The organism is Aliiroseovarius sp. M344 (genome assembly GCF_025140835.1).
In the GTDB taxonomy this organism is placed as follows: Bacteria; Pseudomonadota; Alphaproteobacteria; order Rhodobacterales; family Rhodobacteraceae; genus Aliiroseovarius.
Genome location: NZ_CP081153.1, coordinates 447939 through 472384 on the forward strand (window position 1 = coordinate 447939; position 24446 = coordinate 472384).

The 24446-nt window shown below is 55.0% G+C and carries 20 protein-coding genes and 1 tRNA gene; 19 read left to right on the forward strand and 2 right to left on the reverse strand.

What is annotated here, in order from left to right:
- The first annotated feature begins 108 nt into the window (after window positions 1–108).
- Together tuf (K3556_RS02110) and K3556_RS02115 are read left to right on the forward strand one after the other, a co-directional pair.
- Complete coding sequence (gene tuf, locus K3556_RS02110) at window positions 109–1284, forward strand: elongation factor Tu (protein WP_260518088.1); 1176 nt, start codon at window positions 109–111, stop codon at window positions 1282–1284.
- 183 nt (window positions 1285–1467) lie between these two features.
- A complete protein-coding gene (locus K3556_RS02115; protein ID WP_260518089.1) occupies window positions 1468–2070 on the forward strand; it encodes an NYN domain-containing protein in 603 nt (200 codons plus the stop codon).
- 27 nt (window positions 2071–2097) lie between these two features.
- On the opposite strand, the gene K3556_RS02120 is transcribed toward K3556_RS02115, so the two are convergent.
- Window positions 2098–2937, reverse strand: a complete 840-nt coding sequence (locus K3556_RS02120; RefSeq protein ID WP_260518090.1) for a hypothetical protein — start codon at window positions 2935–2937, stop codon at window positions 2098–2100.
- Window positions 2938–3069: 132 nt separating this feature from the next.
- On the opposite strand from K3556_RS02120, the gene K3556_RS02125 reads away from it, so the two are divergent.
- The 17 genes from K3556_RS02125 (at window position 3070) to tuf (K3556_RS02205) (ending at window position 23470) form a co-directional block, all read left to right on the forward strand.
- Window positions 3070–3145: transfer RNA gene (locus K3556_RS02125), tRNA-Trp, on the forward strand.
- 130 nt (window positions 3146–3275) lie between these two features.
- Window positions 3276–3467 carry a preprotein translocase subunit SecE gene (secE, locus tag K3556_RS02130; protein WP_248370368.1) on the forward strand — a complete coding sequence of 64 codons (192 nt, stop codon included), beginning with the start codon at window positions 3276–3278 and terminating at the stop codon, window positions 3465–3467.
- A 153-nt stretch (window positions 3468–3620) separates the two neighbouring features.
- Window positions 3621–4154, forward strand: a complete 534-nt coding sequence (gene nusG / locus K3556_RS02135) for a transcription termination/antitermination protein NusG (RefSeq protein WP_260518091.1) — start codon at window positions 3621–3623, stop codon at window positions 4152–4154.
- 119 nt (window positions 4155–4273) lie between these two features.
- Window positions 4274–4699, forward strand: a complete 426-nt coding sequence (rplK, locus tag K3556_RS02140; RefSeq protein WP_260518092.1) for a 50S ribosomal protein L11 — start codon at window positions 4274–4276, stop codon at window positions 4697–4699.
- Between the two features lies 1 nt (window position 4700).
- On the forward strand, window positions 4701–5399 hold the full coding sequence (gene rplA, locus K3556_RS02145) for a 50S ribosomal protein L1 (RefSeq protein ID WP_260518093.1): 699 nt from the start codon (window positions 4701–4703) through the stop codon (window positions 5397–5399).
- A 148-nt stretch (window positions 5400–5547) separates the two neighbouring features.
- Window positions 5548–6285 (forward strand): CatB-related O-acetyltransferase, encoded by a 738-nt coding sequence (locus tag K3556_RS02150; protein ID WP_260518094.1) that lies wholly within the window; start codon window positions 5548–5550, stop codon window positions 6283–6285.
- Between the two features lie 139 nt (window positions 6286–6424).
- Window positions 6425–7132, forward strand: a complete 708-nt coding sequence (locus K3556_RS02155) for a class I SAM-dependent methyltransferase (RefSeq protein WP_260518095.1) — start codon at window positions 6425–6427, stop codon at window positions 7130–7132.
- Window positions 7129–7878 (forward strand): hypothetical protein, encoded by a 750-nt coding sequence (locus K3556_RS02160; protein WP_260518096.1) that lies wholly within the window; start codon window positions 7129–7131, stop codon window positions 7876–7878. The genes K3556_RS02155 and K3556_RS02160 overlap by 4 nt, the downstream gene beginning before the upstream one ends.
- A 379-nt stretch (window positions 7879–8257) precedes the next feature.
- Window positions 8258–8770, forward strand: coding sequence for a 50S ribosomal protein L10 (rplJ, locus tag K3556_RS02165; protein WP_260518097.1), 513 nt, complete (start codon window positions 8258–8260; stop codon window positions 8768–8770).
- Between the two features lie 69 nt (window positions 8771–8839).
- Entirely contained in the window at window positions 8840–9214 is a 375-nt protein-coding gene (gene rplL, locus K3556_RS02170) for a 50S ribosomal protein L7/L12 (RefSeq protein WP_260518098.1), read from the forward strand.
- Window positions 9215–9464: 250 nt separating this feature from the next.
- Window positions 9465–13601 carry a DNA-directed RNA polymerase subunit beta gene (gene rpoB / locus K3556_RS02175; protein WP_260519156.1) on the forward strand — a complete coding sequence of 1379 codons (4137 nt, stop codon included), beginning with the start codon at window positions 9465–9467 and terminating at the stop codon, window positions 13599–13601.
- A gap of 50 nt (window positions 13602–13651) precedes the next feature.
- The gene (gene rpoC, locus K3556_RS02180; RefSeq protein ID WP_260518099.1) at window positions 13652–17908 is read left to right on the forward strand and encodes a DNA-directed RNA polymerase subunit beta'; all 4257 of its coding nucleotides are present in this window, start codon (window positions 13652–13654) and stop codon (window positions 17906–17908) included.
- A 151-nt stretch (window positions 17909–18059) separates the two neighbouring features.
- Window positions 18060–18953 (forward strand): DMT family transporter, encoded by an 894-nt coding sequence (locus K3556_RS02185; RefSeq protein ID WP_260518100.1) that lies wholly within the window; start codon window positions 18060–18062, stop codon window positions 18951–18953.
- A 289-nt stretch (window positions 18954–19242) separates the two neighbouring features.
- Window positions 19243–19614 (forward strand): 30S ribosomal protein S12, encoded by a 372-nt coding sequence (gene rpsL, locus K3556_RS02190; protein WP_248370378.1) that lies wholly within the window; start codon window positions 19243–19245, stop codon window positions 19612–19614.
- A gap of 12 nt (window positions 19615–19626) precedes the next feature.
- Window positions 19627–20097, forward strand: coding sequence for a 30S ribosomal protein S7 (gene rpsG, locus K3556_RS02195; RefSeq protein WP_260518101.1), 471 nt, complete (start codon window positions 19627–19629; stop codon window positions 20095–20097).
- 21 nt (window positions 20098–20118) lie between these two features.
- Window positions 20119–22236, forward strand: a complete 2118-nt coding sequence (gene fusA / locus K3556_RS02200; protein WP_260518102.1) for an elongation factor G — start codon at window positions 20119–20121, stop codon at window positions 22234–22236.
- Window positions 22237–22294: 58 nt separating this feature from the next.
- Window positions 22295–23470 (forward strand): elongation factor Tu, encoded by a 1176-nt coding sequence (gene tuf, locus K3556_RS02205; RefSeq protein ID WP_260518088.1) that lies wholly within the window; start codon window positions 22295–22297, stop codon window positions 23468–23470.
- 197 nt (window positions 23471–23667) lie between these two features.
- Here tuf (K3556_RS02205) and K3556_RS02210 read toward each other — a convergent pair whose 3' ends face one another.
- Window positions 23668–24201, reverse strand: a complete 534-nt coding sequence (locus K3556_RS02210; protein ID WP_260518103.1) for a hypothetical protein — start codon at window positions 24199–24201, stop codon at window positions 23668–23670.
- Window positions 24202–24446: the final 245 nt, after the last annotated feature.

The window sequence follows — 24446 nt, forward strand, 5'->3', positions numbered from 1 at the left end:
CCAATCCACGCGAGGGAAGTCTTGATTTTCTTTGCGTGAACGAGTAGTCAGCGCGCGATATTGAACCCGGGTTCGGCGGAACCCGCCCAGACAAGAGGCTTTTGGCACATGGCTAAGGAAAAGTTTGCGCGTAACAAACCGCACGTCAACATTGGCACGATTGGCCACGTTGACCACGGCAAGACGACCTTGACGGCAGCGATCACCAAGTATTTTGGCGATTTCAAAGCGTATGATCAGATTGACGGCGCGCCGGAAGAGAAAGCCCGCGGGATCACGATCTCGACGGCGCATGTTGAGTATGAGACCGACGCGCGTCACTACGCCCACGTCGACTGCCCCGGCCACGCTGACTATGTGAAGAACATGATCACCGGTGCGGCGCAGATGGACGGCGCGATCCTGGTTGTGAACGCTGCTGACGGCCCGATGCCGCAGACCCGCGAGCACATTCTGCTGGGCCGCCAGGTTGGTATCCCGACCATGGTTGTCTACATGAACAAGGTTGATCAGGTTGACGACGACGAGCTTCTTGAGCTGGTTGAGATGGAGATCCGTGAGCTTCTGACCGAATACGGTTACCCTGGCGACGACATCCCTGTCATTCCGGGTTCGGCTCTGGCCGCTCTGGAAGGCCGTGACGAAAACATTGGCGAAGAGTCGATCCGCAAGCTGATGGCGGCTGTGGACGAGTTCATCCCGACCCCGGCCCGTCCTGTTGACGGCGCGTTCCTGCTGCCGATCGAAGACGTGTTCTCGATCTCGGGCCGCGGTACGGTTGTCACCGGTCGTATTGAGCGTGGCGTTGTGAATGTTGGCGACGAGATTGAAATCGTTGGCATCAAGGCGACCCAGAAAACGACCTGTACCGGCGTTGAAATGTTCCGCAAGCTGCTGGATCGCGGTGAAGCAGGCGACAACGTTGGCGTTCTGTTGCGCGGCATCGACCGTGAAGCGGTTGAGCGTGGCCAGGTTCTGTGTAAGCCAGGTTCGGTGAACCCGCACACGAAGTTCGAAGCCGAGGTCTATATCCTGACCAAGGAAGAGGGTGGCCGTCACACGCCGTTCTTCGCGAACTACCGTCCTCAGTTCTACTTCCGCACGACCGACGTGACCGGGACTGTTGAGCTGCCGTCGGGCACCGAGATGGTTATGCCGGGCGACAACCTGAAGTTCGGCGTTGAGCTGATCGCGCCGATCGCGATGGAAGACGGCCTGCGCTTCGCGATCCGCGAAGGCGGCCGCACCGTCGGCTCGGGCGTTGTGTCGAAAATTATCGAGTAAGACCGCCACGCGTTCTTACAGCGACCGGCGATTTGGCAGCGACGCCAAATCTGCCGAGCGCTTTACTGCAAAGCAGAAGGGCCGCTCAATCGAGCGGCCCTTTGGTTTTGGGGTCTTTATGTCAACTGGCGTTCTATCTATGGTATAGCAATTGCCCCAACATATATTTTAAGGCGCTCAATCTTGCTGTTCTTGTTCGTTGTTTCATTTCTGTCTTTTTTCTTCACAATTTTCGCATTTCTAGAGCCGGCTTGGACAGACTTCGTCTTGATCTCGCTGCCAATCGCGCTGGCAAGCTTGTTTTTGCTGCTCCAGCTGTATCAAAAACAGGCGCAACCAAAGCCGAAACAATCAAGGCGGCCGAAGCAACCGAAAGTCTGGGCGATCATCGACGGATCGAATGTTATGTATTGGGTTAACGGCGAACCTAGTGTTGATCCATTGCGCGCTGTTACACGACGATTGTCAGAACTTGGCTTTTCTCCCCGCGTCTTTTTTGATGCAAATGCAGGGTACCTTCTTTGCGGACGATACTTACACGATCGCGATTTTGAAAATATACTGAGGTTGCAGACCGCGTCAGTCACTGTCGTGCCCAAAGGAACAATCGCGGATGAAGCAATCTTGCGTGAGGCCCGCAAACTAAAGGCCATAGTGGTGACAAACGACCGTTATCGAGATTGGGCCGAATTGTATCCAGAGGTGCAGTCAGACGGGTTTCTAATGCGCGGCAAATATCACTCAGAACGGTTGTTTCTGGATGCAGATGTTAAGGTTGCGTCTTAGGGCCCCACTCAACAACGAAAAAACCGACTACTTATCAGGATCGCCCATCCTGTGACCCGTCCGCACCCCCGGATTGGCTTTGATAGCTCGTTTCATCCGATAGATACGCTGTTTCTTGCGCCAACTTCGGGCCAGCGGCTGAACTTCGGTCAGGTAGTCTATGAGCGCGTCATCGTCTAGGTTGCTGACTTTGCCAACCCTCAACGCTTCGTCATCTATCTGTCGGGTGTTCTGAAAGATCACAGTATCATCCGGGCAGAAAGCCACCGGTCGGAACCAATCTTTCATCAAATGCATCTGAACCGGGATCCAGGGCAACCGCCAATGAAAATAGTCCTGCTGCACAACCAATGACTGGCCGGGTATCAAGGATGGAAAGAACCTTTCGGCAATGCCGTCGGTGGCGTCAGCAGATTTGGCCGCATCCATGACCAGCAGTTCAATGGGTGAACCGTCCCATGTTTTGGTCATGATGTCACCGCGATGCAGGGTGACACAGTCTTCCCAAGGCTCTAAAAGGTCGCGTGCCAACCAATAAGTGTTCGTGCCTTTGAACTCGGCAATGCCCTTTCGATACAATTCGGATGCTTTTGTTCGCTCATCTGCTTTGAAGCGGTCGTAGGCGTGGATCCAGTTCTTTTTGCCAGCGTCCATATGCCCGTCAGCCAGACGGGCAGTCGATCCGCCAACGAAACATCCCAGATCGACCACAGCGCCAACGTCATTGGTCCAGTGCGACGTCAGCCAATAGTACAATTTCTGCTCACGTGGGGCCAACATGGTTGGCACGCTCATGGACTGCTCCATCTCGGCACGACCGATCACGCGCCAGGGGGCGGCCTTAAACTCGTTGATGTCTCGTATCATCTTGTTTCCGTGTTACCGCATCGCTTGGTAGGTAAACAGCCGAAGTTTTAAGCTTGGATTGATTTCTTCGCCGACAGCCGCTGAAAGCGCTTGAAAATCGCCGCGCCTTGCCGTAATCCCACCCTCGGTCCTAGGGGTATAGCTCAGTTGGTAGAGCGACGGTCTCCAAAACCGTAGGCCCACAGTTCGAGTCTGTGTGCCCCTGCCATTTCCACCGCATCGTTGACCCTGACCGCGTCTTTTCGGCTTAATAGTTGAGGCGCAGGACCGACGAGGCTTGAAAACCCCGCGCGCATTGCGTAATTGACCGCCTGACTCATGAGAGGCTGAGAGACGATATGACCAATCCGCTGCAATTCATCCAGCAGGTGCGCGCCGAAGTGTCCAAAGTGACATGGCCAACCCGCCGCGAGGTGCTTCTGACCACAGGTATGGTCTTTGTGCTGGCCGCTTTGACGGCACTGTTCTTCTCGCTCGTGGATTTGGGTATTCGCAGCGGCCTGTCTGCTGTGCTTGGCCTGTTTGGCTGAGTTTTTGCCTGACCCCTTGAAATGAACACGTATCAGGGGTAGTTCGGGCGACACTTCGGGACGGGCGTGTGGCGATTCGAGTTACACGCCGCTTTTTTGTTCCCGGAAACGGATTTTGAATGGCCCATTGGGCGCAAGAAGGCAGAGGCTGATATGGCGAAACGGTGGTATTCGGTGAGCGTGCTCTCGAACTTCGAAAAGAAGATTGCCGAGCAGATCAAGACCTCGGTCGAAGAAAAAGGTCTTGGCGAGGAAATCGACGAAGTTTTGGTCCCCACCGAAGAGGTGATCGAGGTTCGTCGTGGCAAGAAGGTGACCACTGAACGCCGCTTCATGCCCGGCTATGTACTGGTGCATATGGAAATGTCGGACGAAGGATATCATCTGATCACATCGATCAACCGCGTCACTGGCTTTCTGGGTCCGCAAGGTCGCCCGATGCCGATGCGCGATGCCGAAGTGAACGCGATCCTGAACCGCGTTGAAGAAGGTGTCGATGCGCCGCGCACCCTGATCCACTTTGAAGTGGGTGAGAAGGTTGCCGTAACAGACGGACCGTTCGAAGGCTTCGACGGGATGGTCGAGGATGTGGATGATGACAACCAGCGCCTGAAGGTGACGGTGTCGATCTTTGGCCGGGCAACCCCGGTCGAACTGGAATACACGCAGGTCACCAAACAGGCCTGACGCGTAAATCGCCCAGTCGGGCGGGCGTGGGAGGGGCAGGGATCGCGATCCCTAATCCAGACCACGACAATGGAAGGCTGCGGGACGCGTCCCAAAGCTGTTGTTAAAGGAGAAGCCAAATGGCTAAAAAAGTAGCTGGCACGATGAAGCTGCAGGTTCCTGCAGGTCAAGCCAACCCCAGCCCCCCCGTCGGCCCCGCACTGGGTCAGCGCGGCATCAACATCATGGAATTCTGCAAGGCGTTCAACGCCAAGACGCAGGAAATGGAGGCCGGTGCGCCGTGCCCGACCGTGATCACTTATTATCAGGACAAGTCTTTCACCATGGACATCAAGACGCCACCTGCGTCTTATTTCCTGATCAAGGCTGCTGGCCTGAAATCTGGTGCCAACAAGCCCGGCCATGAAACCGTAGGTTCGGTGACCGCTGCTCAGGTGAAAGAAATCGCCGAAGCAAAAATGAAAGATCTGAACGCGAATGACATCGAAGCTGCGATGTTGATCGTTCTGGGCTCTGCCCGGTCTATGGGCATTGAGGTGAAGTAAGATGGCAAAACTGGGAAAACGTACCACTGCCGCACGCGAAGCATTCGCCGGCAAAGATAACCTTTCTGTTGAAGAAGCTGTTGCGCTGGTTAAAGGCAATGCGAAAGCTAAATTCGACGAAACCATCGAAATCGCAATGTCGCTGGGTGTTGATACACGCCATGCAGACCAAATGGTCCGCGGTGTGATCGGCCTGCCAAACGGCACCGGCAAAACCATGCGCGTTGCTGTGTTTGCTCGTGGCCCGAAGGCTGAAGAAGCTCAGGCAGCTGGTGCAGACATCGTTGGTGCAGAAGACCTGATGGAAGCCATTCAAGGTGGCACAATCGAGTTCGATCGTTGCATTGCAACACCGGACATGATGCCGATCGTTGGTCGTTTGGGTAAAGTTCTTGGCCCACGCAACCTGATGCCAAACCCGAAGGTTGGCACCGTAACGATGGACGTTAAGGAAGCTGTTGAAGCTGCTAAAGGCGGCGAAGTCCAGTTCAAAGCTGAAAAAGGAGGCGTGGTTCACGCTGGCCTTGGCAAGGCGTCGTTTGACGAAGCCAAACTGGTTGAGAACGTGCGCGCCTTCGTCGAGGCCGTTCAGAAGGCCAAACCAACCGGCGCCAAAGGCACCTATATGAAGAAAATCGCGCTGAGCTCGACCATGGGTCCGGGCATCACCATCTCGGTGGACAACGCGACTGGCAACTGAGCCGCAATCAAACCAAGAAATTCAAAAGCCCCGCGATATACACGCGGGGCTTTTTGCTTTAGACGGTTTGGGGTTGAGTTTACCTAGTGTATCTGCTGGCCTAGCCTTCAGGCAGCGCACTTGGTCAATAGCAGTTGATGGGGTTCGATTGAGCATTACTCTTAGCAGAGCGCAGCTTGCCCAGCTGAATAAGCGGGGAATAAAAATTCACGCTTCAAAAGGTGCTGAAGAAATCAGGCTTCCCGACACGCCCCATCCGCTAGAGAGGTATTCCAATCATTCCCCATCCGGCATCATGCCATTGGGTGCCTATAGTTATTCGCATAGTTTTTGCCGGGGCATTTCATGGATAGGTCGCTATTGCTCGATTGGGACCGGACTGAACCTGATCACCAATACTCACCCGACTGACAGGGTTTCCAGCAGTCCAGTTTTCTATTCCAACAGAAAATTTCGCGAATGGGGCGGAAGCCGTGAAGGGTTCGAACACGTGGTCCCATTCGAAGAGGAAAGCGCCGACGTGACCATCGGTCATGATGTCTGGATCGGCGGAAATGTCAGCATTCGAGCTGGCGTTAGAATTGGAAATGGCGCTGTGATCGCGGGTGGTGCGACCGTAACAAAAGATGTACCGCCCTATGCGATTGTCGGCGGATTGCCGGCAAAACTAATTCGCATGAGGTTTGATGAGCAAACAGTGGAGGCACTCCTGGCTACAGAATGGTGGCAGTACCCCGCGCCACAGTTGATCGAGCTTTCACCTCATGCTCCGCATATCTTCATAGAAAAATTTGGCCACGCACTTGCGGAGGGGAAGTTGAAAAAGCAGCCAGAGGAAAGGCTAGCTTTTCGCACCATTGTCCGTAATTTGGGACGTTCGAAGTGAGCAGATTTTCAACCTCTTTTTTGCGACACGCGAACCGATTGAATTCAGCAAAGAAGAGCCGAAATGATTTATCCCGCCTACGCAGGCTGGTATAGTCTTGATGGCAAACAGATGTGAAATTAGTAATTCAGGAGTTGATATGAGTAGAGAACGCCGTCAAATGCGGCACCAGTTTAAACAGCTGGTGGCAGAACGCTTGGCCAATGCCGAAGTTGAAAGCGCCGACGGCATGAAGTTGCTGAAATATGAAACGGATGGCAAATTCGATTACGAGCTCTACAAAGAAGCTCAGACGTTGGGCAATAAAATCAAGATCCAAAACCAATGGGTTCCTGAAGAACACATCGAAATACTGGCGAAGTATTTGAAGGCGAATGGTGAGGAAACAAAGAATGGTATCTGCCACGGCACGCGCCAAGGCTATGAACAAACATGGTTTATGGCCCATTTGGGTGATGGGTCAGACGTTTTTGGAACCGAAATTTCCGATACAGCGACCGAGTTTCCACATACGATCCAGTGGGATTTTCACGAAGTGAAAGACGAATGGGTGAGCGCAAAAGACTTCGTTTACTCCAATTCATGGGACCACAGCTTTGATCCGAAGATGGCATTTCGAAATTGGGCGAGTTGCTTAAAGCCAGGCGGTTTCTTATTGCTCGACCACGGCTGGAATTATCAGGTTGATCGCGTCAATCCGTTGGATCCATTTGGAATCAGCGAGGAGGGTCTTGTTGATCTTTTAAACGCCGAACTTGCCGACCTTGGTGTGGTCGTCGAAGTGATAGACGGCGGACGCCACAAGCGCTTTCCTATCCGGACTGTGATCTTCCGGAGAAAGAAGTGACAGACAGGGTCGGTTCGCCGGTTGCAGATCCAATCAACAGGGTCGTTGTCTATTCTTGCTACTTTGGGCAGCATGAACCTTTGAATGTCAAAAGTATGGGGGTCGGGGGTGCCTACGACAGGGTGATCTTTACCGATCAGCGCGACCTTATTTACCCTGGGGCCAAAGTTGTTCATTTGGATGACTATGGTCTGGGACCAGCCCTGATATCCCGCAAGCCCAAGATTCAACCCCATCTGTTTTTCGCCGAATACGACTGGGTAATGTATGTAGATAATAGGGCGCAGCTCAAATGTGACCCGAATGAAATTGTTTCGGATATCGACGACCAACATAAAGGCAATGCGCCTGCTGGCCGTTACTTGTTCGAGCATCCCAACCGAGATTGTGCATGGCGTGAACTGAGGGTGTGTTTTGACAAAAAAATGGTCAGCAAAGAACAGCTAGAGCATTTGAGAGCGCTGTTTCGTGAGCAAGGTTTTCCGCGACGACAAGGTCTATTTGTGAATACGATGATGATCCAAAAGATGGGGTGTGAACATACGGACAAGTTGAATAGCGCATGGTGGGATCTTTTCCTTACCCATTGCCCGCGTGACCAAGTGACGCTGGGATATATCGTGTGGAAGTTGGGTATCGAAACGCACCGGATGCATATATCACCGTACGATCTGATCGATTGGCCCGTATACTCGTTTCGGGACAGACGACGGTTTCAGCGCCAATTGCGTGCTTCGGATGGTTGAGCGCAGATATAGGCACGCCTATATCACTTGATTGAGCGCTTGCCCTGCTGGCGGTTATCCCGTGCACTATTATTCGCTTGGAAATCCCCCCCAAACATCCTAAGTAACCCCTGCAGCTCAGCGTGCGATTCGTCGTGCGCTGTTTTGCGTTTCGTCCGAGACGGTGGGTGACGCTGGTGGGCCAAGCTGAAAAGCGACCGCGCACATGGGTCATAATTCCTGCCTGAGATGGGAAATGAACAAAAGAATTCTCGCGGCCACTTGGCCTTGAGGCGATTTTGCGAAGGACCCGTACAACGGACCCGATTGCCGGGTTTTCTCTGAAAATCTGGTGAAATATGAGCCGGAGGGTCTGACCCTCCACACTTGGAGTAAAACTGTGGATAGAGCCCAGAAAGAGAAAGTGGTCGAGGAACTCGGCCAGATCTTCGAAAGCTCTGGCGTAGTAGTGGTTGCCCACTACGCGGGTCTCACGGTTGCCGAGATGCAGGACCTGCGTTCGCAAATGCGCGAAGCTGGCGGGTCGGTGCGTGTTGCCAAGAACAAGCTCGCCAAAATCGCCTTGGAAGACAAGTCGGTCGCTTCGATCGCTGAGCTTCTTTCGGGCATGACTGTTCTTGCCTATTCCGAAGACCCTGTGGCTGCGGCCAAGGTCATGGATAAGTACGCCAAAGATAACGAGAAGCTCGTGATCCTTGGTGGTGCTATGGGCGAGACCACTCTGGATCTGGCCGGTATCAAAGCCGTTGCCGCCATGCCGTCACGTGACGAGCTTATTGCTTCGATCGTTGGCTGTATTGGTGCACCTGCTGCGAACATTGCCGGGGCCATTGGCGCGCCTGCTTCGAACATCGCATCCATCTTGTCCACAATCGAGGACAAGGCTGCTTAAGCAATCTGAGCCCCGTGTAGCGGAACACCGCCTCACGTTGGAACACATCTAATAACGGAAAGAAGTCAAATGGCTGATCTGAAAAAACTTGCTGAAGAGATCGTGGGTCTGACCCTTCTCGAAGCACAAGAACTGAAAACCATCCTCAAAGACGAGTATGGCATCGAGCCCGCCGCTGGCGGCGCAGTGATGATGGCTGGTCCTGCTGGCGACGCTGGCGCAGCTGCTGAAGAGAAAACCGAGTTCGACGTCGTTCTGAAGAACGCTGGCGCTTCGAAAATCAACGTCATCAAAGAAGTTCGCGGCATCACCGGTCTTGGCCTGAAAGAAGCCAAAGAACTGGTCGAAGCTGGCGGCAAGATCAAAGAAGGCGTGGACAAAGCCGAAGCAGAAGACGTCAAAGCCAAGCTGGAAGCAGCTGGCGCTGAAGTCGAGCTGGCCTAAGCCCTGCGCTTTTGGGCCGGTTCAGGCCCGCAAAATATGGCTGGGTCCGGAGAAATCCGGGTCCAGCCGAACCTGTCTTGGAGAGGGCCTGCGCGTCAATGCGGGCTCTTTCCAAGGAAAGGTTCACTGGATCGGGAGGAAGCCTTTGGGATGGCTTTCGGGAATTGGTCCGAACCCCCTCTCTCGGACGAGGCGTCGCCGGTGACCCAACGGTTGGCGCATCAGTTGAGAAATGAAAGGTAATTACCTTATGGCGCAGTCCTATCTTGGCCAGAAACGCTTGCGTAAGTACTACGGTAAAATCCGTGAAGTGCTTGAGATGCCGAACCTGATTGAGGTTCAAAAAAGTTCATATGATCTTTTCCTGAACTCGGGCGATCAGCTCGAGCCGATGGATGGCGAAGGCATCAATGCGGTTTTCCAATCGGTTTTCCCGATCAAGGATTTCAATGAAACAGCAATTCTGGAGTTCGTAAAATACGAACTGGAAGAGCCGAAATTTGATGTCGAAGAGTGTCAGCAGCGCGATCTGACATATTCAGCACCGCTGAAAGTGACGCTTCGCCTGATCGTATTTGATATTGATGAAGATACTGGCGCGAAGTCGGTCAAAGATATCAAAGAACAAGACGTGTTCATGGGCGACATGCCCCTGATGACGCCGAACGGCACCTTTGTCGTGAACGGCACCGAGCGTGTGATCGTGTCCCAGATGCACCGGTCGCCCGGTGTGTTCTTTGATCATGATAAGGGCAAGACGCACTCGTCAGGCAAACTTTTGTTCGCCTGCCGCATCATTCCATATCGTGGCTCGTGGCTGGACTTTGAATTTGACGCCAAAGACATCGTCTTTGCGCGCATCGACCGTCGCCGCAAACTACCTGTGACCACGCTATTGTATGCGCTTGGTCTGGATCAGGAAAGCATCATGGATGCTTACTATGATACGGTTCAGTACAAACTGAAGAAGAACAAGGGTTGGGTTACCAAGTTCTTCCCCGAGCGTGTTGCGGGTACACGCCCGACGCGTGATCTGGTGAACGCCAAGACTGGTGAAGTTATTGCCGAAGCCGGCAAGAAGATCACACCGCGCGCCGTTAAGAAGCTGATGGAAGATGGTAAAACCATCGAGCTGCTGGTGCCGTTTGATGCGATCATTGGCCGCTATGTTGCCAAAGACATCATCAACGAAGACACCGGTGCAATCTATGTTGAAGCTGGCGATGAGCTGACGCTGGAGCATGACAAAGACGGCGAACTGATCGGCGGTTCGCTGAAAGAACTGATGGATGCGGGCATCACCGATATTCCGGTTCTCGATATCGACAACGTCAATGTTGGCCCCTACATCCGCAACACGATGGCGGCAGACAAAAACATGGGCCGCGACACCGCTCTCATGGACATCTACCGCGTCATGCGTCCGGGCGAGCCGCCCACCGTCGAAGCAGCGTCGGCCCTGTTCGACACGCTGTTCTTCGATTCAGAGCGCTATGACCTGTCCGCTGTAGGTCGTGTGAAAATGAACATGCGTCTGGATCTGGACGCCGAGGACACCCAGCGCACGTTGCGTCGCGAGGACATTGTCGCTTGTATCAAAGCGCTGGTTTTGTTGCGGGACGGCAAGGGCGACATCGACGACATTGACCATCTGGGCAATCGTCGTGTGCGTTCGGTTGGCGAACTGATGGAAAACCAGTACCGTGTTGGCCTTCTGCGAATGGAGCGCGCGATCAAGGAGCGTATGTCGTCGGTCGAGATCGACACCGTGATGCCGCAAGACCTGATCAACGCCAAGCCGGCTGCGGCGGCTGTCCGTGAATTCTTCGGCTCTTCACAGCTGTCGCAGTTCATGGACCAAACAAACCCGTTGTCGGAAGTCACCCACAAACGCCGCCTTTCGGCGCTTGGGCCGGGTGGTCTGACCCGTGAACGTGCTGGTTTTGAGGTGCGCGACGTGCATCCGACCCACTATGGTCGCATGTGTCCGATTGAAACGCCGGAAGGACCGAACATCGGTCTGATCAACTCGCTGGCCACTTTTGCCCGCGTCAATAAATACGGCTTCATCGAAACGCCCTATCGTAAAGTTGTGGATGGCAAGGTCACGGACGAAGTGAACTACATGTCCGCGACGGAAGAAATGCGCCACACGGTGGCTCAGGCCAACGCACATCTGGACGAAAACGGTCGGTTCGAGAACGATCTGGTGAACACTCGTAAGTCGGGCGAATACACGATGGCGCAGCGCGAAAGCGTTGACCTGATCGACGTGTCGCCCAAGCAGCTGGTCTCGGTTGCTGCGTCGCTGATCCCGTTCCTTGAAAACGACGATGCTAACCGTGCCTTGATGGGCTCGAACATGCAACGTCAGGCGGTTCCGCTTCTGCGCGCCGAGGCGCCTTTTGTCGGCACCGGTATCGAAGGCAAGGTTGCCATCGACTCTGGCGCGGCCATTCAGGCCAAGCGTGGCGGCGTCATCGACCAGGTTGACGCGACACGTATCGTTGTGCGTGCAACCGAAGACCTTGGTCTGGGTGACGCTGGCGTCGACATCTATCGTCTGCGCAAGTTCCAGCGGTCGAACCAGAACACCTGCATCAACCAGCGTCCGCTGGTGAAAGTGGGTCAACAGGTATCGAAAGATGAAGTCATTGCCGATGGTCCGTCTACGGATATGGGTGAATTGGCTTTGGGTAAAAACGTGGTCGTCGCGTTTATGCCTTGGAATGGCTACAACTACGAAGACTCGATCCTGATTTCCGAGCGCATCGCGCGTGACGACGTTTTCACTTCGGTGCACATCGAAGAATTCGAAGTTGCGGCCCGTGACACGAAGCTTGGGCCGGAGGAAATCACTCGCGACATTCCAAACGTCGGTGAAGAAGCGCTGCGCAACCTCGACGAGGCTGGCATCGTTTACATCGGTGCGGATGTAGAGCCGGGCGATATTCTGGTTGGTAAGATCACACCGAAGGGCGAAAGCCCGATGACGCCGGAAGAAAAACTTCTGCGCGCCATCTTCGGTGAAAAAGCATCGGACGTTCGTGACACCTCGCTGCGTGTAAAGCCGGGCGACTTCGGCACGGTTGTCGAAGTGCGCGTCTTTAACCGCCACGGTGTGGAAAAAGACGAACGTGCCCTGCAGATCGAACGGGAAGAGGTCGAAAGCCTTGCCCGTGACCGCGACGACGAGCTGCACATTCTGGAGCGCAACATCTATGCGCGCCTGCGCAGCATGATCGAAGGCAAGGTTGCGGTGAAGGGGCCGAAAGGCGTCAAAGCCGGATCGAAAATCAATGACGAGCTTCTGGAAAGCCTGAGCCGCGGCCAGTGGTGGCAGCTTGCGCTGGAAGACGAAGATGATGCCAAGATCGTCGAAGCCCTGAACGACCAGTTCGAAGCACAGAAACGTGCGCTCGATGCTCGTTTTGAAGACAAAGTGGAAAAAGTCCGTCGTGGCGACGATCTGCCGCCGGGCGTCATGAAGATGGTCAAAGTCTTCGTCGCCGTGAAGCGCAAGCTTCAGCCGGGTGACAAGATGGCCGGTCGTCACGGGAACAAAGGTGTTATTTCCAAGGTTGTACCGATGGAAGACATGCCGTTCCTTGCGGATGGTACCCCGGTCGACTTCTGCCTGAACCCACTAGGTGTGCCGTCGCGTATGAACGTTGGTCAGATTCTTGAAACCCACATGGGTTGGGCCGCGCGCGGTCTGGGTCTGAACATCGACGACGCGCTGGGTGAATACCGCCGTTCTGGCGATCTGACCCCGGTTCGCGAAGCGATGCGCATCGCTTATGGCGACGATGTCTATGAAGAAGGCATTGCCGGCATGGACGAAGACACGCTGGTCGATGCCGCTGGCAACGTGACCCGCGGTGTGCCGATCGCAACGCCCGTCTTTGACGGCGCGAAAGAGGCTGACGTAAACGACGCGTTGACCCGCGCGGGTTTCGACACTTCGGGCCAATCGGTGCTGTTTGATGGTCGCACGGGCGAGCAGTTCTCGCGCAAAGTGACGGTGGGTGTGAAATACCTGCTGAAACTGCACCACCTTGTGGACGATAAAATCCACGCGCGGTCGACCGGTCCGTACTCGCTTGTTACTCAGCAGCCGCTGGGTGGTAAGGCGCAGTTCGGTGGTCAGCGCTTCGGTGAGATGGAGGTCTGGGCCCTTGAAGCGTATGGCGCTGCCTACACGCTGCAGGAAATGCTCACGGTCAAATCGGATGACGTTGCCGGACGGACGAAAGTCTATGAAAGCATCGTCAAAGGCGAGGACAATTTCGAAGCCGGCGTGCCGGAATCGTTCAACGTGCTTGTCAAAGAAGTCCGCGGCCTCGGCCTTAACATGGAACTCCTGGATGCGGAGGGCGAGGAGTAAGGCGCTCGCCTTACCCCTCCCACCCAATCCTCTGATGTAAGGAACGCAAAATGAACCAGGAACTGACAACAAACCCGTTCAACCCGCTGGCGGCCCCAAAAACCTTTGATGAAATCAAAGTGTCGCTGGCCAGCCCGGAACGGATTCTTTCGTGGTCGTACGGCGAGATCAAGAAGCCCGAGACCATCAACTACCGCACGTTCAAACCCGAACGCGACGGTCTGTTCTGTGCCCGTATCTTTGGCCCCGTCAAAGACTACGAATGCCTGTGCGGTAAATATAAGCGCATGAAGTATCGCGGCGTTGTCTGCGAGAAATGTGGTGTGGAAGTTACCCTTCAGAAAGTACGCCGCGAGCGTATGGGCCATATCGAGCTGGCAGCCCCTGTCGCTCACATCTGGTTCCTGAAGTCGCTGCCATCGCGCATCGGCCTGATGCTGGACATGACGCTTCGTGATCTGGAACGTATCCTCTATTTCGAAAACTACGTTGTGATCGAACCGGGCCTGACGGACCTCACCTACGGTCAGTTGATGACCGAAGAAGAGTTTATGGACGCCCAAGACACCTTCGGCATGGACGCCTTCACCGCCAACATTGGTGCTGAAGCCATCCGTGAAATGCTGTCGGCGATTGATCTTGAAGCCGAAGCCGAACAGCTGCGTGCTGATCTGGCCGAAGCGACGGGCGAGTTGAAACCCAAGAAGATTATCAAGCGTCTGAAGATCGTTGAATCGTTCATTGAATCGGGCAACCGCCCGGAATGGATGATCATGACCGTTATCCCGGTTATCCCGCCCGAGTTGCGCCCGCTGGTGCCGCTGGATGGTGGTCGTTTCGCGACCTCGGATCTGAACGATCTGTATCGCCGCGTGATCAACCGGAACAACCGTCTGAAGCGTCTGATCGAACTGCGTGCACCTGACATCATCGTCCGCAACGAAAAGCGGATGCTGCAAGAGTCGGTTGACGCTCTGTTTGACAACGGCCGTCGTGGCCGCGTCATCACGGGGGCCAACAAGCGCCCGCTGAAGTCGCTCAGCGACATGCTGAAAGGTAAGCAAGGTCGCTTCCGTCAGAACCTTTTGGGTAAACGCGTCGACTTCTCGGGTCGTTCGGTCATTGTGACTGGCCCCGAGTTGAAGTTGCACCAATGTGGTCTGCCGAAAAAGATGGCTCTGGAGCTATTCAAGCCCTTCATCTACTCGCGCCTCGAAGCCAAAGGCCTGTCTTCCACGGTGAAGCAAGCCAAGAAACTGGTGGAAAAAGAGCGTCCCGAAGTTTGGGACATCCTGGACGAAGTGATCCGCGAACACCCCGTCATGCTGAACCGTGCACCGACGTTGCACCGTCTTGGCATTCAGGCGTTCGAACCGGTTCTGATCGAAGGGAAAGCCATCCAGCTGCATCCGCTCGTTTGTTCGGCCTTTAACGCCGACTTTGACGGTGACCAAATGGCTGTTCACGTGCCGCTCTCGTTGGAAGCCCAGCTGGAAGCACGTGTTCTGATGATGTCGACGAACAACGTTCTGTCGCCAGCAAACGGCGCGCCGATTATCGTTCCGTCGCAGGATATGATCCTGGGTCTTTACTACATCTCGATGGAACGTGAAGGCATGAAGGGTGAAGGTATGGCCTTCGCTGACGTTGACGAAGTACAGCACGCGCTGGACGCTGGCGAAGTGCATCTGCACGCCAAGATTCAGGCCCGAATGAAGCAGATCGACGAGGAAGGTAACGAAGTGACGGTTCGCTTCGACACCACGCCGGGTCGTATTCGTTTGGGTGCCCTTCTGCCGCTGAATGCGAAAGCGCCGTTTGAACTGGTGAACCGTCTTCTGCGGAAGAAAGAGGTGCAGCAGGTCATCGACACCGTTTATCGGTATTGCGGTCAGAAAGAGAGCGTCATCTTCTGTGACCAGATCATGTCTGTGGGCTTCAAAGAAGCGTTCAAGGCTGGCATCTCGTTCGGCAAGGATGACATGGTTATCCCGGACAGCAAATGGCCGATCGTGGACGAAACCCGCGATCAGGTGAAAGGGTTCGAACAGCAGTATATGGACGGCCTGATCACACTGGGCGAGAAGTACAACAAAGTGGTTGATGCTTGGTCGAAGTGTAACGACAAAGTCACTGACGCCATGATGGACACGATCTCGTCTTCCAAGCGTGACGAGAACGGGGCCGAAGCGGAACCGAACTCGGTCTATATGATGGCCCACTCCGGTGCGCGTGGTTCTGTCACTCAGATGAAACAGCTGGGCGGCATGCGTGGCCTGATGGCGAAACCTTCGGGCGAGATTATCGAAACGCCGATCATCTCGAACTTTAAAGAAGGTCTGACCGTGCTTGAGTACTTCAACTCGACCCACGGTGCCCGTAAGGGTCTGTCGGATACTGCTCTGAAAACCGCGAACTCGGGTTATCTGACACGTCGTCTGGTTGACGTGGCACAGGACTGCATCGTCCGTATGGTCGATTGTGGCACCGAGAATTCGATCACTGCAGAAGCAGCGGTCAATGACGGTGAAGTTGTTGCGTCGCTGGGCGAACGTGTTCTGGGCCGCGTGGCCGCCGAGGACGTTCTGGTTCCTGGCACCGAAGAGGTGATCGTCGCCAAGAACGAACTGATCGACGAGCGTAAAGCGGACGAGATCGAGAACTCGGGCGTTGCAACTGTGCGTATGCGCAGCCCGCTGACCTGTGAAGCCGAAGAAGGCGTGTGCGCCAACTGTTATGGTCGTGACCTTGCGCGCGGTACGCGTGTAAACACTGGCGAAGCCGTTGGCATTATTGCGGCGCAGTCGATCGGTGAACCTGGCACACAGTTGACGATGCGGACTTTCCACATCGGCGGTGTTGCGCAAGGTGGTCAGCAGTCGTTCCAAGAAGCAAGCCAGGGCGGTAAGGTCGAATACCGCAATGCAAGCGTTCTGGAAAACCGCGATGGTGAAATTGTTGTCATGGGCCGTAACACGGTGCTGGCAATCATCGACGAGAATGGCGCGGAGCGTGCCACATTCAAACTGGGCTATGGCACCAAACTGCACGTCAAAGACGGCGCAAAAGTGGGTCGTGGCGACAAACTGTTTGAATGGGATCCCTACACTCTGCCAATGATCGCCGAGAAAGACGGGACGGTTAAATTCGTTGATCTGATCAGCGGCATCTCTGTCCGTGACGAAACCGATGATGCAACTGGCATGACCCAGAAGATCGTCACGGACTGGCGTTCAGCCCCGAAAGGCAATGAACTGAAGCCCGAGGTGATCCTGGTTGGTGAAGATGGCGAGCCTGTGCGCAATGACGCTGGTAACCCTGTGACCTATACCATGTCGGTTGATGCCATTCTGTCGATCGAAGAAGGGTCGAATGTTCAGGCTGGTGACGTTATCGCGCGGATCCCGCGTGAAGGCGCCAAGACCAAGGACATCACCGGTGGTCTGCCGCGAGTGGCCGAATTGTTCGAAGCCCGTCGTCCGAAAGATCACGCGATCATCGCCGAAATCGATGGTTACGTGCGCTTTGGCCGCGATTACAAGAACAAGCGTCGCATCTCGATCGAGCCGGCCGATGAAAGCATGGAGCCCGTCGAATACATGGTGCCAAAGGGCAAGCACATTCCGGTTGCGGAAGGTGACTTCATCCAGAAGGGCGAATACCTCATGGACGGCAACCCCGCGCCACATGACATCCTGTCCATCATGGGTGTCGAAGCGCTGGCTGACTACATGATCGACGAGGTTCAGGACGTCTATCGCCTGCAAGGTGTTAAGATCAACGACAAGCACATCGAGGTGATCGTTCGCCAGATGCTGCAAAAGTGGGAGATTTTGGACTCTGGCGAAACAACGCTTCTGAAAGGCGAGCATGTCGACAAGGCTGAGTTCGAAGCTGCAAATGAAAAAGCAGCTGCCGAAGGTCGTCGTCTGGCTTCGGGTGAGCCGATCCTGCTGGGGATCACCAAGGCTTCGTTGCAGACACGGTCGTTCATCTCGGCGGCATCGTTCCAAGAGACAACCCGCGTACTGACCGAGGCGTCTGTCCAAGGTAAGCGCGACAAACTGGTTGGCCTTAAGGAAAACGTCATCGTTGGGCGCTTGATCCCGGCGGGTACTGGTGGGGCAACCCAACGTGTGCGTCAGGTCGCTCATGCGCGTGATCTGAAGGTCATTGAAGAAGCGCGTGCCGAAGCTGAAAAGGCAGCGGCACTTGCTGCACCTGCCGATGATGTTTTCGGAGACGTGACCGAGGACGACAGCGGGTTGGTCGAAACGCCAGAGTTCGGCGGATCAGAACAACCCTGATCGACCGCAAAGCAATGTTAGAAAGCCCCGCCATCTGGCGGGGCTTTTCATTTGCCTGACCCATATCTCTTTGACTAGTGTCCAGACTGTGGTGTTGACCAATTTGAACGACCAAGCACGCATTTTTTAAAGATAAGAGACAGTTAACTTGATGCCAGTTTCAGACAACATGAAAGGCGCTGCGCTGATGTCTGGCTCGATGGCGGGCTATACGTTCAACGACGCCTGTTTGAAAGCAATGTCGGGGGACCTTCCGCTGTCACAGGTGGTCTTTCTGCGCGGTATAGTGACATGCATCCTGCTGTTTGGTCTGGGCTTGGCCCTTCGCAAGCTGACATTCCGGCTTGGCGCGCGTGAATGGAAACTGATGTTCTTGCGGTCTCTTGCCGAGATGGGCGCCACCTATTGCTTTCTAAGCGCCCTGTTCAACATGCCGATTGCCAACGTAACAGCCGTTTTGCAAGCGCTGCCGCTGACAATTGCCTTGGCGGCCTGGGTGTTTCTGGGCGAACCGCTGGGATGGCGTCGACTGCTTGCCATTCTGGTCGGCTTCCTCGGCGTGATCCTGATTGTCAAACCTGGTGGTGACGGGTTCACAGCGTGGTCTGTTTACGCGTTGTTCGCTGTTGGATTCATCACCTTTCGTGACCTCGTGGTGCGCAAGATGTCGCGCGACACGCCGTCCATGACGGTGGCTCTGGTAGCGGCTGTAATGATCACATTCGTCTTTGGCTGCGCGTCGCTGGGCGTCGAGTGGGCGCCGGTCTCACCAAAAAATTGGGGGCTTTTGCTTCTGTCGGCTGTGTTTATCTTCCTTGGTTATCTTTTTGCAGTGATGGTTATGCGGGTGGGTGACATCGGCTTTGTCGCACCCTTCAGATACACCGGGCTGATCTGGGCGCTTCTTATCGGGTTGGTCGCCTTTGGTGAATGGCCGGATGCCATGACCTTTGCGGGGGCGGTCATCGTGGTCGCAACAGGCCTGTTCACATTGGTTCGGGAACGGCAGCTCGCGCGGCGTTCAAGAGCGCCTGCATTGCCTTAATACCATATCAGCCAGCTGACGTTGTAATGTCTTGGCCAGCAGTTGACAGGGCGGGCGACTCCTCATATACGCGCCCCATCCAGCCGGGATACTTCCGGCACAATCAGAATTGAGGGATCAAGGTCGGCGCTACTTCGAAGCACTGATCCTCTGTGAACCAACCGCGTCGCTTGCCTCGGAATGGAAGCGGTCGCGGATTTTCGCTTTGCAGACGTGCTGAGCGAGGAAATGCAAACCGCACGGGGACACTCGTGCAAACACATGTGTTGAGAAACGGGAAAAGAGCCCTATGCCAACGATTCAACAGCTGATCCGCAAACCGCGCCAGCCTAAAGTAAAACGCTCCAAGTCTATGCACCTGGAGTCCTGCCCGCAGAAACGTGGCGTTTGCACGCGCGTTTATACAACAACACCGAAAAAGCCGAACTCGGCCATGCGTAAGGTTGCCAAAGTGCGCCTGACCAATGGTTTCGAGGTCATCAGCTATATCGGCGGCGAAAGTCACAACCTTCAGGAGCACTCGGTGGTTCTGATCCGTGGCGGTCGTGTAAAAGACCTTCCGGGTGTGCGTTACCACATCCTTCGCGGTGTTCTGGATACTCAGGGCGTCAAAGACCGTAAGCAACGCCGTTCGAAATACGGCGCCAAGCGTCCGAAGTAAGGAGATCTCGGAATGTCTCGTCGTCACGCTGCTGAAAAGCGCGAAATCCTGCCCGACGCCAAATTTGGCGATCGCGTGCTGAGCAAATTCATGAACAACCTGATGATCGACGGTAAGAAGTCGGTCGCAGAAACAATTGTCTATAACGCACTGGATCGCGTTGAAGACAAAATCAAGCGTGCGCCAGTGGAAGTGTTCCACGAAGCGCTGGACAACATCAAACCGACTGTCGAGGTTCGTTCGCGTCGTGTTGGTGGTGCCACCTACCAGGTTCCGGTCGAAGTGCGCCCTGAGCGTCGCGAAGCCTTGGCAATCCGCTGGCTGATCAAGGCTGCCCGTTCGCGCAACGAGAACACCATGGAAGAGCGCCTTGCCGGTGAACTTCTGGATGCTGTGAACTCGCGCGGTACTGCCGTCAAGAAACGCGAAGACACCCATAAAATGGCCGACGCTAACAAAGCGTTCAGCCATTATCGCTGGTAACGCCAAGGAAGGAAGAAAACCATGGCTCGCGACTATCCACTCGAACGATATCGTAACTTCGGTATTATTGCGCATATCGATGCAGGTAAAACGACCTGCTCGGAGCGCATCCTGTTCTATACTGGCAAATCCCACAACATTGGTGAGGTGCACGATGGTGCGGCCACCATGGACTGGATGGAGCAGGAACAGGAACGTGGGATCACCATTACTTCGGCTGCGACAACCACATTCTGGGAACGCACTGAAGATGGCGTTACTGCGGACAGCAAAAAGCACCGCATGAACATCATCGACACCCCCGGCCACGTTGACTTCACAATTGAAGTTGAGCGTTCGCTGGCGGTACTTGATGGTGCTGTTTGTGTTTTGGATGCCAACGCTGGTGTTGAACCCCAAACCGAAACTGTGTGGCGTCAAGCTGACCGTTATAAAGTTCCGCGTATGGTGTTCATCAACAAGATGGACAAAATCGGCGCTGACTTCTTTAACTGCGTTCGCATGATCGAAGACCGTACCGGCGCACGCGCTGTTCCGGTTGGTATCCCAATCGGTGCAGAAACCGAACTGGAAGGCCTGATCGATCTGGTCACCATGAAAGAGTGGCTGTGGCAGGGTGAAGACCTTGGTGCATCTTGGATCCAAACCGACATTCGCGACAGCCTGAAAGACATGGCTGACGAATGGCGTGGCAAAATGGTCGAAGCCGCCGTCGAAGAAGACGACGACGCCATGATGGAATACCTGGAAGGCAACGAGCCTGACGTGCCGACACTGCGCAAACTGCTGCGTAAAGGCACGCTGGCTCTGCATTTCGTTCCGGTTCTTGGTGGTTCGGCCTTCAAGAACAAAGGTGTTCAGCCGCTGCTCAACGCAGTGGTCGACTATCTGCCCAGCCCGATGGACGTTGTTGATTACATGGGCTTCAAGCCCGGTGATGAAACCGAAACCCGTAACATCCCGCGTCGTGCGGACGATGAAATGGCGTTCTCCGGCCTGGCGTTCAAAATCATGAACGACCCATTTGTCGGCTCGCTGACCTTTACCCGCATCTACTCGGGTGTCCTGAACAAGGGCGATACGCTCTTGAACTCGACCAAAGGTAAGAAAGAACGCGTTGGTCGGATGATGATGATGCACTCGAACGAGCGTGAAGAAATCACGGAAGCGTTCGCGGGCGACATTATCGCGCTGGCAGGTCTGAAAGACACCACCACAGGTGACACGCTTTGCGCCGTCAACGACCCGGTGGTTCTGGAAACCATGACCTTCCCGGATCCGGTGATCGAGATCGCGGTTGAGCCGAAAACAAAGGCTGACCAAGAGAAAATGTCGCAAGGTCTGGCCCGTCTGGCAGCTGAAGACCCATCCTTCCGTGTGGAAACTGACATCGAAAGCGGTCAGACCATCATGAAGGGCATGGGCGAACTTCATCTGGACATTCTGGTGGATCGTCTGAAGCGTGAATTCAAAGTGGAAGCCAACATCGGTGCCCCTCAGGTTGCGTATCGTGAGACGATTTCGAAAGAAGTCGAGCACACCTACACCCACAAGAAACAGTCGGGTGGTTCGGGTCAGTACGCCGAGGTGAAGATGATCATCTCTCCGACCGAAGCTGGCGAAGGGTTTTCTTTCGAAAGCCGCATCGTTGGTGGTGCCGTTCCGAAGGAATACATCCCCGGCGTTGAAAAAGGCATCAAGTCGGTTATGGATAGCGGCCCCTTGGCTGGCTTCCCCGTGATCGACTTCAAAGTTGCCCTGATCGACGGTAAGTTCCATGATGTTGACTCGTCGGTTCTGGCCTTTGAAATCGCAGGCCGTATGTGCATGCGCGAAGGTATGCGTTTGGCTGGTGCCAAATTGCTTGAGCCGATCATGAGTGTGGAAGTGATCACGCCAGAAGAGTACACCGGTGGCATCATCGGCGATCTGACTTCGCGTCGCGGTCAAGTTTCGGGTCAAGAGCCACGCGGCAACGCGATTGCAATTGACGCAAACGTGCCGCTGGCAAACATGTTTGGCTACATCAACACATTGCGCTCCATGTCTTCGGGCCGCGCGCAGTTCACGATGCAGTTCTCGCATTACGATCCGGTTCCGCAGAACATCTCGGACGAAATTCAGGCGAAATTCGCCTAACTGAAAATGCCGGGCAGGGGATCTTCTTGCCCGGTGCATAGATTAATAGGAGGCCACCATGGCTAAGGAAAAGTTTGCGCGTAACAAACCGCACGTCAACATTGGCACGATTGGCCACGTTGACCACGGCAAGACGACCTTGACGGCAGCGATCACCAAGTATTTTGGCGATTTCAAAGCGTATGATCAGATTGACGGCGCGCCGGAAGAGAAAGCCCGCGGGATCACGATCTCGACGGCGCATGTTGAGTATGAGACCGACGCGCGTCACTACGCCCACGTCGACTGCCCCGGCCACGCTGACTATGTGAAGAACATGATCACCGGTGCGGCGCAGATGGACGGCGCGATCCTGGTTGTGAACGCTGCTGACGGCCCGATGCCGCAGACCCGCGAGCACATTCTGCTGGGCCGCCAGGTTGGTATCCCGACCATGGTTGTCTACATGAACAAGGTTGATCAGGTTGACGACGACGAGCTTCTTGAGCTGGTTGAGATGGAGATCCGTGAGCTTCTGACCGAATACGGTTACCCTGGCGACGACATCCCTGTCATTCCGGGTTCGGCTCTGGCCGCTCTGGAAGGCCGTGACGAAAACATTGGCGAAGAGTCGATCCGCAAGCTGATGGCGGCTGTGGACGAGTTCATCCCGACCCCGGCCCGTCCTGTTGACGGCGCGTTCCTGCTGCCGATCGAAGACGTGTTCTCGATCTCGGGCCGCGGTACGGTTGTCACCGGTCGTATTGAGCGTGGCGTTGTGAATGTTGGCGACGAGATTGAAATCGTTGGCATCAAGGCGACCCAGAAAACGACCTGTACCGGCGTTGAAATGTTCCGCAAGCTGCTGGATCGCGGTGAAGCAGGCGACAACGTTGGCGTTCTGCTGCGCGGCATCGACCGTGAAGCGGTTGAGCGTGGCCAGGTTCTGTGTAAGCCAGGTTCGGTGAACCCGCACACGAAGTTCGAAGCCGAGGTCTATATCCTGACCAAGGAAGAGGGTGGCCGTCACACGCCGTTCTTCGCGAACTACCGTCCTCAGTTCTACTTCCGCACGACCGACGTGACCGGGACTGTTGAGCTGCCGTCGGGCACCGAGATGGTTATGCCGGGCGACAACCTGAAGTTCGGCGTTGAGCTGATCGCGCCGATCGCGATGGAAGACGGCCTGCGCTTCGCGATCCGCGAAGGCGGCCGCACCGTTGGCTCGGGCGTTGTGTCGAAGATCATCGAGTAAGAACGCCTAGCGTTCTTACAGCGACCGGCGATTTGGCAGCGACGCCAAATCTGCCGAGAGCCTGATAGATAGAAGATGAAGAAGGGCCGCTCAATCGAGCGGCCCTTTGCTTCTTGAGGCGCTAGGTAATGGGAAGCGCAGTTTCGAACCTGTGTCGATGCCACGGGAAGGTGGAGTACATTAGGAATTACAGGAAGCTATTTCGAAAAACGTGCGCGCACTGTTTCGATATCGAGCTGGTGTTCCGTCAACCCTTCGGCCTCCCATTCGCTTCTTTCCGCTTCGAAGAAGTCTCCACCGTAGACGTGCAACGCCGCGGTTAGCCGTGGAATTGGGTTGGTGACGGAATGGATGATATCTTCGCCCAAAGGGCAAACATCGCCAGTCGAAAGAGCCTGGGCGCCAGCCGCCTCGATGAGCCCGTCTGGATGGTCCTTAATGCGGCGCCAGAATATGTTATCCTCACGCCCCCCCAAAATACCAATGACCGCCCACATTTCGTGGTTGTGAGGCGGTATCGTCGTGGATGGCTTCCAAGCGAGGCTTAAAATAGTCAATTTTGAAGATTGATACAACGGCGTGATCCCTGGCTCGGCCGGTTCTCCGATAGCGTCGAGGACTTTTGAAGGTTCAGCCATTGCCCGCCGCACTACCTCCGCAGCCGATTTGTGGGTTGGGTCGTTTTCTACTGCATCACAGCAGTCAGATACAAATCTATCTATGTCGAACATGTCATTACCTCCCTGCCCAGCACATTACCACAAATTGGGGTTCCAGTCTGCCGTGCGTGCGAAGCAGCCATTGACCCATTTCCCAACATTCCCCCTTGCCACCCCCCCTCAAACCCCTGTAAGACGCGCGAGTTCGCTAAGGAAGCGGCCAAGCGGGATTCGGTCCCGCTTTTCGTTTTCCTTGGGGTTCGACGAGGGCAGGGGGAATGAGCTTCCTGTCGTCCTATCAACTCTCTGCCTGAAAG

Excerpts from the sequence above, each read along its gene's own strand:
- tuf (WP_260518088.1), top strand. The coding sequence starts at position 109 with ATGGCTAAGGAAAAGTTTGCGCGTAACAAACCGCACGTCAACATTGGC.
- rpoC (WP_260518099.1), top strand. The coding sequence starts at position 13,652 with ATGAACCAGGAACTGACAACAAACCCGTTCAACCCGCTGGCGGCCCCA.
- secE (WP_248370368.1), top strand. The coding sequence starts at position 3,276 with ATGACCAATCCGCTGCAATTCATCCAGCAGGTGCGCGCCGAAGTGTCC.
- K3556_RS02185 (WP_260518100.1), top strand. The coding sequence starts at position 18,060 with ATGCCAGTTTCAGACAACATGAAAGGCGCTGCGCTGATGTCTGGCTCG.
- rplK (WP_260518092.1), top strand. The coding sequence starts at position 4,274 with ATGGCTAAAAAAGTAGCTGGCACGATGAAGCTGCAGGTTCCTGCAGGT.
- rpoB (WP_260519156.1), top strand. The coding sequence starts at position 9,465 with ATGGCGCAGTCCTATCTTGGCCAGAAACGCTTGCGTAAGTACTACGGT.
- fusA (WP_260518102.1), top strand. The coding sequence starts at position 20,119 with ATGGCTCGCGACTATCCACTCGAACGATATCGTAACTTCGGTATTATT.
- rplA (WP_260518093.1), top strand. The coding sequence starts at position 4,701 with ATGGCAAAACTGGGAAAACGTACCACTGCCGCACGCGAAGCATTCGCC.
- rpsG (WP_260518101.1), top strand. The coding sequence starts at position 19,627 with ATGTCTCGTCGTCACGCTGCTGAAAAGCGCGAAATCCTGCCCGACGCC.
- tuf (WP_260518088.1), top strand. The coding sequence starts at position 22,295 with ATGGCTAAGGAAAAGTTTGCGCGTAACAAACCGCACGTCAACATTGGC.
- K3556_RS02210 (WP_260518103.1), bottom strand. The coding sequence starts at position 24,201 with ATGTTCGACATAGATAGATTTGTATCTGACTGCTGTGATGCAGTAGAA.
- K3556_RS02155 (WP_260518095.1), top strand. The coding sequence starts at position 6,425 with ATGAGTAGAGAACGCCGTCAAATGCGGCACCAGTTTAAACAGCTGGTG.
- rplL (WP_260518098.1), top strand. The coding sequence starts at position 8,840 with ATGGCTGATCTGAAAAAACTTGCTGAAGAGATCGTGGGTCTGACCCTT.
- K3556_RS02120 (WP_260518090.1), bottom strand. The coding sequence starts at position 2,937 with ATGATACGAGACATCAACGAGTTTAAGGCCGCCCCCTGGCGCGTGATC.
- rpsL (WP_248370378.1), top strand. The coding sequence starts at position 19,243 with ATGCCAACGATTCAACAGCTGATCCGCAAACCGCGCCAGCCTAAAGTA.
- nusG (WP_260518091.1), top strand. The coding sequence starts at position 3,621 with ATGGCGAAACGGTGGTATTCGGTGAGCGTGCTCTCGAACTTCGAAAAG.